Below are 11,859 nucleotides of genomic sequence, written 5' to 3' on the forward strand. Positions count from 1 at the left end.
AATCCCTCGACGCCCATGTAAGGAGTCACTACGCTTACGGTCATGACAACATGGCGACTGGACCGTACGTACCGCAGCTCCGCCGGCGAGGTGCGGTGGACCGCCCTGGGCGACGAGGGCGCGCCTCCGCTGGTCCTGCTGCACGGCACGCCGTTCTCCTCCTACGTCTGGCGGGACGTCGCACGGGCGCTGTCCGGGCGGTTCCGGGTGTACGTCTGGGACATGCCGGGCTACGGCGCCTCCGAGATGTCCGCCGGGCAGGACGTGTCCCTCGCCCGGCAGGCCGAGGTGTTCACCGGACTGCTCGCGCACTGGGGGCTCACCGACCGCGAACCCACCGTCGTCGCCCATGACTTCGGCGGCTACGTGGCGCTGCGCGCCCACCTCGTGCACGGTGTGCGCTACCGGCGCCTGGCCCTTCTCGACGCAGTCGCCCTCACCGGCTGGGGCTCGCCCGCCTACCGTCTGCTCGGCGGCCACCCGGACGTGTTCGGCCGGCTGCCGGCCGCTCTGCACCGGGCGCTGGTGACGGAGTACCTGGCCTCGAGCAGCCACCCCGGCCTGCACCCCGCCGTCCTGGAACGGCTCGTCGAGCCGTGGTGCACCGAGGAGGGGCAGGCCGCCTTCTACCGGCAGATCGCGCAGAACGGGCCGGACCTCACCGCCGGCCTCGACGGACGCTACGGCGAGCTGACCGTCCCCACCCTGGTGTGCTGGGGGACGGACGACACCTGGCTGCCCGTCACCTGGGCGCACGACCTGGCGACGGCGATCCCGGGCGCCCGGCTGCACCTGATCGAGGGCGCCGGGCACCTCGTGCAGGAGGACGCACCGGCGGAACTGACTGCGGTGCTGGCCTCGTTCGCGGACCCGGACGGCCGCGGTCCGGCGGATCCCGCCTGACGCGGACCGGCCCGGCCGGGCACGCGGCCGGCGCGGAACGGCGTAGCGCGGCTCGTACCGCCGCGTCAGGCGCCGGCCGCCCCCGGCGCCGGCGGGGTGCGCTGCCGCGTCCACGGCTCCGCCGCGTTCGGCGTCCCGTACAGCCCGACCGCCTCGTCCCAGCACGCCTGCGCCCGCTCGGACTGACCGAGGGCGTCCAAGGTGTGTCCCAGCACGGTCAGCCCGTCGGCCCACCGCCGCTTGCCGTCCAGCCCCGCGAGCAGCCCCACCGCGGCCTCCGCCGCCTCGGCCGCGGCCTCCGGCCGGGCGACGGCGAGCAGCGCCTCGGCGGTCCGCAGCCGGGCCAGGCCCGCCCAGAGCCGCTGCCCGGCGGCTTCGAACGCGGGCAGCGCCTCCTGGAGGGCGTCCAGCGCGTCCTCGTGGCGGCCCGCCTCCGCCCGGGCGACGGCGAGGGCGTACAGGGCCGCGCCGAGCCGGTGGCCCTGCCCGGCCGACCGGTAGATCCGCACGCTCCGCCCGGCGAGTTCGGCGCCCCGCTCCGGATCGCGGTCGCGCACGTACAGACGGGACCGCTCCACCAGGACCGCGGCCTCGCCGAGCCGGTCGCCCTGCACCTGGCAGTGGCTCAGCGCCAGCGTGAAGTGCTGGTCGGCGTCGCCCCGGCGGAGCGCGAGCGCGGTGGCACCGCGCACCAGCGGGGCCCGGCAGCTGATCACCGGGTCGCCCGCGTCGAGCCCGAGCCGGTAGGCGCGGCGGGCCTCGTCGTCGGCCCGGTCGAACCGTTCGGCCAGCAGGCAGGCGTGGGCGCACGCCAGCCGGGCACGCCCCTCGGCGCGCCGGTCGCGGTCCGCGGCGGCCCGTGCGGCAGCCGCCCGCGCCGCCGCCTCGTACGGCTCCGCGTGACGCCCGGTGCCCAGCAGCGGTTCGAGCAGGAGCAGCAGGTCGGCGCCGCGCGCGGCGTGACCGTCGGACAGCAGCTCCGCCGTCTGCCGCACGAGGGACAGCGCGCCGGCCCCCTCCGCCGCCCACCAGTCCGCGGCGGCCCCGCGGTCGGTGAGGCGCAAGGGTGTGACGGCCGTCCCCGCGGCGGCGACCTGGTGCAGCAGGGGCGCGTCGGGCGCGTCGAGCGCGTACGCCCCGATCGCCGTGGCGAGGTACCAGTCCAGCAGCCGGGACAGCGCGGCGCGGCGCTCCGCCGGTGAGGTGTGGGCGGTCAGGTTCTCGTACGCGAAGGAGGCGAGCGCTTCGCGGTGCCGGTAGCGGCCGGGCGCCGGGGCCTTGAGCAGACCGGTCTGCGCCAAGGTGTCCAGATGGGTCCGGGCGTCGCCGGGGCCGGTACCGGTCAGGGCGGCCACGGCGCTCGCGGACAGGTCGGGGCAGTCCGGCAGCGCCAGCAGCCGGAAGGCGGCGAGCGCCGGCGGCGCCAGGTCGTGGGTCAGACGCAGCGCGGTGGCGGTGATCAGGGACTCGGCCGCCGTACGGTCCGTCCCGCCCTCCAGCATCAGTTCGGCCGCCACCGCGTCGACCGCGGCCTCCGAGCAGCCGCACGCTTCGAGTGCGGCGCGCGCCACCGCGCGGCGGGCCGCCACCCGTTCCTCCCCCACCCGCAGCGCGAGGAGTTCCAGCGCGTCGGCCGCGCTCATCGCCTCCAGGTGCAGGGACAGCACCCCGGGCAGGCCGGCCGGCGGCCGGTCGCGGCCGATGACCAGCGCGGCCCCCGGCGCCCCCGGGAGCAGCGGCAGGACGGGCGCCATGTCGCGCACCTCGTCCAGGACGACGATCAGCCGGCGGCCGCGCACCGCCGTCCCGTAGAGCGCGAGGCGTTCGGCGGCGGCCTCGGGGATCTCCGGGTCCCGGTAGTCCAGTTGCCGCAGCAGCGCGCCGGCCAGGTGGGCCACCGCCGTCTCCGGGTCACCGGCCGCCGGCATGATCGCGTACAGCCGGCCGTCCGGGAAGCGTTCCTGCACCGCGTCGGTCACCTGTGCCGCCAGGCTCGTCTTCCCGACACCCGCGCCCCCGGAGATGACACAGGCGGTCCGCCCCGTGGCCCTCTCCCGGGTCAGGTGCTCCACCAGCTGCCGGGCCTCGGCGCGCCGGCCGCCCGCGCGCTCCTGCCGGGGCCCGTACCGGCCGGCCCGCAGCATGCTGCGCAGCCCCGGGGAGACCGGCTCGTCGTGCGCCAGGACACGCGCGAGCAGTTCACGGGAGCGCTCGCGCGCCGGGTCCAGGTAGAGCAGCCAGGTCAGCGTCTCTTCAGCGGCGGCGTAACGGCCCAGTTGCAGCTCCAGCTCCGTACGGTCCTCGATCAGGGTGCGCCGCCAGTCGGCCAGCCGCCGGGACTCCGCGCGCAGATACGGGCCGGGCAGGTTCGCCAGGGGCTCGCCGTCCCGCCACAGGGCGACGGCCTCGTCCAGCGCTTCCCAGGCGCGCTCCCGGTCCCCGGCGGCGCGCGCCTCGTAGGCCGCCGCGACCAGTTCCTCGGCGCGGCGCAGGTCCACCTCTATCTCCGTGCCGACGTACCGGCGGAGCGCGTACCCGCCGCCCTCGGCGACCAGGACCTTCGCGTCCGCGCCAAGGGCTTTGCGCAGCCGGGACACGTAGGTACGCAGGGCGGCGCGCGCGGCGTGCGGCGGATCGTCGCCCCACAGGGCCTCGATCAGGTCGGCCTCGGAGACGGCACGGCCGCCGTGCAGTGCGAGCACGGCCAGCAGCGCGCGCTGCTGCGGCGAGCCGGCCGCCAGGGCCGTGTCCCCGCGCCGCATCCGCACCGGCCCGAGCACGGTGATGCGCAGCGGCTCGCGCTCCCGGCGGTCCGGCAGGCCGTCCGTACCGGACGCGTCCGCCCGCCCGGGCCCGTCCTGGTCCCAGGCGAGCGCGAGCAGTTCGGCCAGGCGGGCGCGGGTCGGGTGCCGGGCGTACAGTTCGGCCAGCTCCGCCTGGGCCTGGGCGTACCGGCCCAGCCACAGGTCGGTCTCGATGCGGTCCTCCACCAGGGTCTGCCGCCACTCGGTCAGCCGGAGCCGCTCGGACTGCGCGTACGGGCCGGGCAGTCCGGCCAGGGGCTCCCCCCGCCACAGGCCGAGGGCCGCGTCCAGCAGCCTACGGGCGCGGGCCCAGTCCCCCGCCTCACGGGCGGCACGGGCGTCGCGTTCGTACTCCTCGGCGCGGCGCACGTCCACGTCCAGCTCGGTCCCGGCGTCGCCGCGCAGGGCGTAGCCGACGCGCTCGCGGGTCAGTACGTGTTCGTCCTCGCCGAGCGCCTTGCGCAGCCGGGCGACGCCATGGTCCAGCATCGAACGGGCGCCGCGCGGCGGGCTGCCGCCCCAGAGGGCACCGAGCAGCTCGGCGTCCGAGGCCACGCCCTCGTGGTGCAGCAGGAGGGCGGCGAGCAGCGTGCGGTCCAGCCGGGCGGGCACCTCGATCCGCTGGTCGCCCCGCCACAGCCCCACCGGCCCGAGGACGGTGGCGCGCAGCGGCTCCCGCGGCTCGTCGCCGGGCAGGGCCGGTACGGGGGGCCGGGAGCCGGCGGCGGAGGGGGCGGGCTCGGCGGCTTCTCCGGACGGCGGCTGCGCGCCCGTCGGCTCCACGTCCGTCGGCTCTGCACCCGTTGGCTCCAGATCCGCCGGCTCCAGATCCGCCGGCTCCGGCTCGGCCGGCTCCGGCTCCGTACCGGCCGGTTCCACGGAAGTCCCGGTCCGGGCCGGTGCGTCCACCGACGCGTCCACCGATGCGTCCGCCCTCGCCGGAACACCCGCGTACGACCCGTCCGCCGCACCCGTCCCGGCCACCGCGCTGCCGCCCAGCCGCTCCAGTACCGGACTGGTCAGCACGGCGAACGCCTGCGCCGACTCCTGGAGCCGCAGTTCCCCGGTCTCGTCGGCGACCAGCGCCGGGAAGTCGGGCAGCCGGCCCATGTACGGCTCCAGGGCGCGCCCGACCGCCTCGACGACGGCCAGCGACTGCCGGGTGCCCAGGCCGCTGAAGAGGAGTTCGCGCACACCGGGCCGGAAGTCGTAGACGGGCTGCCCGGCACCGGCGTCCAGCGGTCCGCCGAACGCGCCGAGGGAGGCGGGGCCGCGCGGGCCGGCGACCCGTTCCAGCAGTCCGCCGAGGAGGATCTCGGCGACCTGGGTCGGCCCGGCGTCGCTCATCGTGGCGGCCCGCACCAGCTGCATCAGGGGGACGGTGAGCGGGTTGATCGCGGAGAGCCGTACGGCCAGCCGGTAGGACTCGGGCGAGAACGCGCCGCGGAAGTGCGCGACCAGTTCCTCGGCCGACCCGGCGGGCCGCGGCGGGTCCTGCTCCGGGTCCTCGCCCAGCAGCACCGTGTCCACCAGGTGCGCGGCGCCGGGGCGGGTCAGCAGCGCGGTCCACTGGCCGAGCCCGCCGGGCGTCAGCGGGACGACGGGCAGCGCCACCGTCCCCGGCTCCTCGGCCTCCGGGTCCGGCCCGCCGGTCAGCGGGTCGAGCACGGTGATCCGGTCCGGCCCGGGGAACTCGACGGGCGAGGTCAGCAGCCGGGGCTGGGCGTCCAGCGCGGTCCCCCGCCACAGGCGCCGCGGCAGCGGGTGGAGCACCGTCACCGGCCCGTACCGGCCCCAGCCGCGGACCGCGCGCGCCGCGTCGGGGGTCCGCCACCCCGGGCTCGTACCGTCGGTCAGGACGAAGGTCAGCGTGGGGCCCGTGGTCCACGGCAGCCGGCCCGGCACGGCCATCTTCCGGGCGTCGACGGCGCACACGCGCACGCTGCGGAAGATGCCGCCGCGGTCCAGCACCGCCCGCAGCTCGCCGGCCAGCTGGCTCCACACCTGCATCGAGGGCGCGTCGTCCACCAGCAGGACGGCGGACCAGCGGTGTTCGACGTCCGGCCGGGACACCACGTCGAACAGCGCGGTCTCCGCGGCGAGCCGTACGGTCGCCTCCACGTCGGTGACGCACCGGTGCGGGTGCGGCTGGAAGCGGCGCAGCGGGCGCAGCGCCCGGGACAGGTGCTGGGGCCGGGCGAGCGCGCGGCGGCCGGGTGCCCGCGCGGGCCGGGCGCGCCGGCTGCGCGCGCTGCCGCCCTCGCTGCCCATCGCGTACAGGGCGCGCTGTGCCGGGAGCACGGTGGCGCGGTCGCCGTCCGGCGGCGCCCCGGCCCCTTCGGTCCCGGGCGGCCCGTCCGCGGCGTCCGCACCGCCCGCCCGGTCCGGGTCCCCGCCGGACTCCGCCGCGTCCGCGGCCGTCGGCTCCGTCCCGCCGGGCGGGCCGCCGTCCGCCCCCGCACCGGTGGCCTCTCCGGGCGCCGCACCGGCCGCGGCCTGCCGCCGCTCGCCCTCGCGTACCGCGCGGGCCAGCCACAGGACGTCCAGCAGCTCGTGCGCATCCAGGTCGTAGCCCTGCCCGGCGAGGACCTGCCGCAGCCGGTCGATCATGGCGACATGGGCTCGTCCAGGCGGTGCATGACCGCGGTGAGCAGCTCGTCCTTGGTCAGGTCGGCCCCGGTGACACGGAGGTGGACGGCGGCCAGCAGCTGGTCGGTGGCGAGCGTCTCGGTCTTGGACCGCTGGAGGAAGCCGTCGATCAGGTCCTCGGCCTCGGCGAGCGCGGCCGGCCCCAGGTTGTGGGCGACGATCTCGCGCAGCCGCTCGGGCGTCGGGTCGGGCAGGTCCAGGCGGACGCAGCGGCGCAGGAAGGCGGGCGGGAACTCCCGTTCGCCGTTGCTGGTCATCACCACGACCGGGAAGTGCGTACAGGAGACGACGCCGCGGTGCACCCGTACCCGCTCCCGGCTGCCGTCGGTCAGCACGTGCACGTCCTGGTGCTGCTCGGACAGCCGCGCCAGCTCCGGGATCTCGAACTCGCCCTCCTCCAGGACCACCAGCAGGTCGTTGGGCAGGTCGATGTCGGACTTGTCCAGCTCGTCGACGAGCAGCACCCGCGGCCGGTCGGTGGCGGCCAGCGCCGTGCCCAGCGGGCCCAGGCGCAGGTAGTGGCCGATGTCGGTGGCGAACGAGCCGCGGTGGTCCTTGAGCCGGCGCGGCGCCGTACGGGCGGCCTCCCGCTCGCGGCGCAGCGACGCCTCGCGCAGCCGGCCCACCGCGTCGTAGCGGTAGAGCGCGTCGGCGAGGGTGGAGCGGCTGTTGACCGACCAGCGCAGCACGTCGCCGAGGCCCAGCTCGGAGGCGATGGCGCGGGCCAGCGAACTCTTGCCGGTCCCCGGGCGGCCGGTGACCAGCAGCGGGCGGTGCAGGTGCAGGGCGGCGTTGACGACGGACACCTCGTTGCGGTCCATCAGGTACGGCGCGGGCGCCTCGGCCCGCCTGCGCGCGGCGGCGAAGTAGCGCCACGGGGGCGCCGCCGGCAGCGGTGCGGGTCCGCGGAACACCCACCAGCCCTCGGGCTCCGGCCCGGCTCCCGGACCGTGGTCGGGTGTGCTCTCTTGGGCCACGGGTCGTTCTCCTTCGTCCTTGCTCGCTTGCTGCGTCACGGCCGGGTCACGGTTGGGTCAGGACCCAGGCGTCCGGGGCCAGTTGCGGTGGCCGGTGGTCGGGCGCGTCGTACATCAGGGACAGCTGCCGTCCCCGGTGGTGCGTCGCGGCGGCCTCGGCCACCGCCTTGGCCCGCTCCAGGCGCACCGTCTCGGGGAGCTGGGTGTGGTGCCCGCCCTCGACCAGTTCGAGCAGGCCCGCCGCGACGCTCTCCCCGTGCTCCTCGCGGTGCCACAGGACGGTGTGCACACCCGCCTGGACGCACTGGCGCAGCAGCGTCCCGTGGTGGCGCGGTTCGCAGCACACGATCACCGTGCCGACCTCGGGCTGCATCTCCAGCCGGGCACGGGCCACCTTGCGGTCGGTGCAGCCGTGGTCCAGCACCAGGCTGCGGGCCCGGTCCAGGGCGGCGGTACGCCGCTTCCACCCGGCGTAGCTCTCGCGGGAGCGCCGGGCGGTGCGGATCACCACCCGGCGGGTGAAGCCCAGTTCGAAGGGGCCGTCCTCGTCGCTGTCGAAGGACTCCCAGCGGTCCACCGGCAGCCCGAGCCAGGCGGCGGGCAGGAAGAACTCGACGAGCGCGGGCTCGGGGTCCTCCCGGATCTCGTTGACCAGGACGCGGTGGATGTCGTCCACGACCTGTTCGCTGGTCACCTCGGTGTCCTGGGCGAGGACCAGATGGTGCGGGGCGTCCCCGCCGCTCCAGGCCCAGACCTGGTACGTGTAGTGCCGTCCGGTGGCGGTGGGCAGCAGCTCCACCTGGACGCGGGGCACCCGGGACAGCCGTGAGCCGCCGGGGGCCGGGACCGTGCCGTTCGGGCGGGGGGCCGTGGTCACCGCGGCGCCGCTGATCCCCGCCCAGTCGCTCGGCCGCTCCTCATGGCGGGCGCGGTCGGCGGCCCGGTGCTCCGCCGCGGCGGCGCGGTGCTCGACGGCGGCGGCCCGCGCCCGCTCGGCGCGGTAGCCCCGGACGTCGGCGGTGTACTGCCGTACGGCGGCCACGTCCACCCCGAGCCGGACGGCGGCGCGCTCCGCCCAGGCCTCCAGATCCTCGGCCGGGTCCGGGCCCGCCTCGCTCTCCTCCACCACGATGCGCACCACTCCCTGGAGCAGCGGCGGCACGAGCTGGTCGCCCGGGGCGTCGTACCCCTCCAGAATGTCGAGTGCGTCGGCCAGGCCGGTCACCGCGGGCAGTTCGATGGCGTGCGGCAGCACGGCGTCCAGTAACTCCCGCGGGTCCGTGCGGACGCAGTGCGCCAGCAGGCCCGTCAGGCCGCGCCGCTGGCCGGGGGTGAGGCACTCGCCGGGGCTGACGGCGCGGGCCACCTTGCGCAGCCGCTCCCACCGCGGACCGTTGTCGTACGGCACCAGTTCGCGTACGGCCTGGAGCAGTTCGGGCACCCCGCGCCGGACGCCCACGGCCAGGCCGACCAGCCGGTCGAGGTCGGCGCCGGGGCCCAGGGGCGGGCGCCCCAGCCGGGAGGCGAGCAGTTCCTCGCAGCCGCGGACCGCGTCCGGGGTGGTCAGGATCGTCTCCAGGACGGCCAGCAGCTGCTGGACACCGCGCCGGGCGGTGGGCACCACGGGCGGCGGCAACGCGGGGAGTTCGGCCTCGATGGCGGGGACGCTGATCCCGTACAGCGTGGCCGCGGCCGGGGGCGGCCCCGCCGGGCGGGCGCCGGACGCGGTCTGGAGGTCGGCCACCACGATGCCGACCACGGCCTGCCGCTCGCGGTCCCACAGCGGTCCGCCGCTGAACCCCTCCGTGACCTCCGTGCCACCGGCCACGTCCAGCGCGATCCAGGGCGGCGCGGAGACCCGGGGCACCGCGCGCACGGTGGGCAGCGGGTGGCCGCTGGCCCACAGGGCGATGACCTCGTTGCCGTAGGCGTGCGGGAGGAAGGGGGCCGGTTCGGCGCCGGCGGGCGCGGGGCCGGGCAGCCGGAGCACGGCCAGGTCACCGTGGTAGAGCAGTGCGCCGGGCGGCACCGGTCCGGAGGGGCCGGCCGTCGCGCGCGGCGGGCGCCACAGGGCGGGCTCCACCTGGGCGGTCAGCTCCCGGTCGGGCGCGACGTGCGGCAGCCGGAGCCGGACGGAGCGGCCCGGACCGGGCAGCGACTGGTCGTAACGGTCCCGGCCCAGCGCGCTGTTGACCACGTGCGCGCAGGTCAGGACGAGATCGTCGCCGACCAGTACACCGGCGCCGACGGCCCGTTCGGCGCCGCGCACCGAGACGAAGGAGCGGTACAGCGGCTGATCCACGCCGGACACCACCATGCCGTCCTCAGGCCGTGCTGCCGCTGCCGAGGTTCCAGGTGGCGGAGACCTTGAAGCTGGCCTCGCCGTTGCCGGAGAAGACCCCCAGGCTCAGGTCCGAGCCCAGGGTGACCCCGAACTCCACCGTGACCTCGTCCGGCCGGTGGTCGCCGTTGGCCAGCGAGCGGTGGATGCTGCCCAGTACGCCGCCCAGCGGGCGCAGCGCGCCCTCCAGCGTCTCGCCGCCGCGGGTCAGCGCCCGCGCGATCCGCCCGTCCACGCTGACCGGCCGGGCGTGGCCGAAGCCGTCCGGCAGCTCCAGCGCCGTGTCGTCGTCCTTCTCGGGCGGTGCCTGGCCGGGCAGCGCCGGACCGTCGGGCCGGTCCGCGCCGGCCGGGGCCAAGTGCAGCCAGACGACCGTCTCTTCATCGTCGCTCAGTGACAGTGGCATGTCCCCCATGTGATCAGTCTGGCACGTCACCGCGGCCGGCGCGCCCCCTTTGGAGCAGGTGGTTCGCGCGGGCGGCTCCGGCGGTCACACCGCGGCGGCGGACTTCGGCGCGCGGGCCAGCTGGCGGGACTGGGCGACGAGGCGGTCGGCGCTGTCCCACACCTCGGCGTCCTCCTCCAGGAAGCCGCCCGCCAGGTTGCGGGTGGTGATGGCGACGCGCAGCGGGCCGGGGGCCGGGCGGCAGCGGATGTGGGTGGTCAGCTCGACGGTGGGGACCCAGCCGGTCAGGCCGAGTTCGAAGGCGGTGGGCGGCAGCGCGTCGACCGTCAGCAGCAGCGAGAGCGGGTCCGGGTCGCGGCCGTCGGCGAGGCCGAACCAGCCGCGCATCTCACCGTTGCCGGAGGGCGCGCCGACGGCCCAGCCGCAGGTCGCCGGGTCCAGGCGGACGGTGAGCCGTTCGGCGATGGCGGTGCTGCCGGGGATCGGCGAGCGGCCCTCGGGGGCGCTGTCCGTACCGAGGCAGTGCTCGTACGGCGGGATGGCGGGCGGTTTGGCGGTGGTGCGCACCTCGTCGTCGAGCGCGTCCAGGTCGCCGTACGCGGCGAGCACCCGCAGCCGCTCGACCTCGGTGCCGTCCTCCTCGAACTGGACGAGGGTGGCGGTGCCGGTGGACATGGTGCGGCCGGTGCGGACGGTCTCGGTGCGGATGACGGCGGGGCCGGGGACCGAGGCGGTCAGGTAGTGCGCGGTGACCGAGAAGGGGTGCGGGTGCGGGAGGGCGTCGCCCAGGGCCCGGCCCATCAGGGCGAGCAGGTAGCCGCCGTTGACCGCGTGGATGATCGTCCAGCCGGCCGAGAGGTGCGCCTCGTAGTGCCCGGGGGCCCGGCGGACGACCGCCGTGTCACGGTCGAATTCGCTGTTGCCTAGGGTCACCTGTGCCATGCGCGGCACGCTACACGGATTTGTTACTGACCGGTAGACCCTTTTTTCTTCAACCGTCACCGGGCGCGGTGCGGCCGTTCGCCGGCCGTCGTCCGCGCGGCGCCGCCCCGGCGGGCTGAGATCATGGGCCCATGCTTCACGTGCTCTACCTGGTCGGCGTCTCCGCCTTCGCCGCGAGCGGGGTGCTGGCCGCGTACCGCGCCAACATGGACCCGTTCGGCGGTCTGGTCCTCGCGTTCGCCGCGGCCACCGCCGGCGGCACCCTGCGCAGCCTGATCCTCGACGACCACCCGCTCTACTGGACGCACGACTGGGTGCTGCTCACACTGATCATCTGCGTCAGCGTGGGCACCATCATCTATCTGCGGTACTGGCAGCTGCCCCGCAAGTCGCTGCTGGTCGTCGACGCGGTGGGGCTCTCCGTCGTCACCGTCATCGCCGCCCGCGCCGCCATCGCCGCGGGCGCCACCCCGCTGGCGGTGCTCATCCTCGCGGTGATGAGCGGTGTGGTCGGCGAGGTCATCCGCGACGTGCTGTGCGGCGAGTTCCCGCCGCTGCTGCTGCGCGAGGACGTGTACGCCATCGCCGCGCTCGCGGGCGCCGCCTCGTACCTCGGCCTGCACCACCTCCACGTACGGGCCGACGTGGCCGCCGTGGTCTCCGCCGGGGTGGTCTTCGCGCTGCGGATGGCGGCGGTCTACTTCGGCTTCCACCTGCCGCGCCCGCAGCAGCTCAAGCCGCGCTAGTAGTGCTTCGTTAGGTTCTGGTCTTGGTCAGTGGGCGGCCGCAGGTGGTGCAGGTTCCGGTCCAGCACCGCAGGAGGTCCTGCAGGGCGTC

At 76.4% G+C, this 11,859-nt stretch carries 7 protein-coding genes; 2 read left to right on the forward strand and 5 right to left on the reverse strand.

Going from position 1 to position 11,859, the window contains the following annotated elements; translation table 11 throughout:
* The first annotated feature begins 42 nt into the window (after positions 1 to 42).
* Positions 43 to 903 (forward strand): alpha/beta fold hydrolase, encoded by an 861-nt coding sequence (locus tag ACH4FX_RS37865; RefSeq protein WP_398486033.1) that lies wholly within the window; start codon positions 43 to 45, stop codon positions 901 to 903.
* Between the two features lie 65 nt (positions 904 to 968).
* Here the strand turns inward: ACH4FX_RS37865 and ACH4FX_RS37870 are convergent, their stop codons facing one another.
* The 5 genes from ACH4FX_RS37870 to ACH4FX_RS37890 form a co-directional block, all read right to left on the reverse strand.
* Positions 969 to 6,317 (reverse strand): SAV_2336 N-terminal domain-related protein, encoded by a 5,349-nt coding sequence (locus ACH4FX_RS37870; RefSeq protein WP_398486034.1) that lies wholly within the window; start codon positions 6,315 to 6,317, stop codon positions 969 to 971.
* The gene (locus ACH4FX_RS37875; protein WP_398486035.1) at positions 6,314 to 7,333 is read right to left on the reverse strand and encodes an AAA family ATPase; all 1,020 of its coding nucleotides are present in this window, start codon (positions 7,331 to 7,333) and stop codon (positions 6,314 to 6,316) included. Before ACH4FX_RS37875 ends, ACH4FX_RS37870 begins: the two co-directional genes overlap by 4 nt.
* A gap of 46 nt (positions 7,334 to 7,379) precedes the next feature.
* Positions 7,380 to 9,635 (reverse strand): trypsin-like peptidase domain-containing protein, encoded by a 2,256-nt coding sequence (locus ACH4FX_RS37880; RefSeq protein WP_398486036.1) that lies wholly within the window; start codon positions 9,633 to 9,635, stop codon positions 7,380 to 7,382.
* 22 nt (positions 9,636 to 9,657) lie between these two features.
* A complete protein-coding gene (locus ACH4FX_RS37885; protein WP_398486037.1) occupies positions 9,658 to 10,089 on the reverse strand; it encodes a CU044_2847 family protein in 432 nt (143 codons plus the stop codon).
* A 75-nt stretch (positions 10,090 to 10,164) separates the two neighbouring features.
* Positions 10,165 to 11,022: a thioesterase family protein gene (locus ACH4FX_RS37890; protein ID WP_398486038.1), complete on the reverse strand. Its 858-nt coding sequence runs from the start codon at positions 11,020 to 11,022 to the stop codon at positions 10,165 to 10,167.
* A gap of 131 nt (positions 11,023 to 11,153) precedes the next feature.
* Here ACH4FX_RS37890 and ACH4FX_RS37895 point away from each other — a divergent pair, with 131 nt between their 5' ends.
* The gene (locus ACH4FX_RS37895) at positions 11,154 to 11,768 is read left to right on the forward strand and encodes a trimeric intracellular cation channel family protein (protein WP_398486039.1); all 615 of its coding nucleotides are present in this window, start codon (positions 11,154 to 11,156) and stop codon (positions 11,766 to 11,768) included.
* Positions 11,769 to 11,859 lie beyond the last annotated feature (91 nt).

Origin of the sequence: Streptomyces sp. NPDC018019 (assembly GCF_044327805.1) — a bacterium.
Taxonomy (GTDB): Bacteria; Actinomycetota; Actinomycetes; order Streptomycetales; family Streptomycetaceae; genus Streptomyces.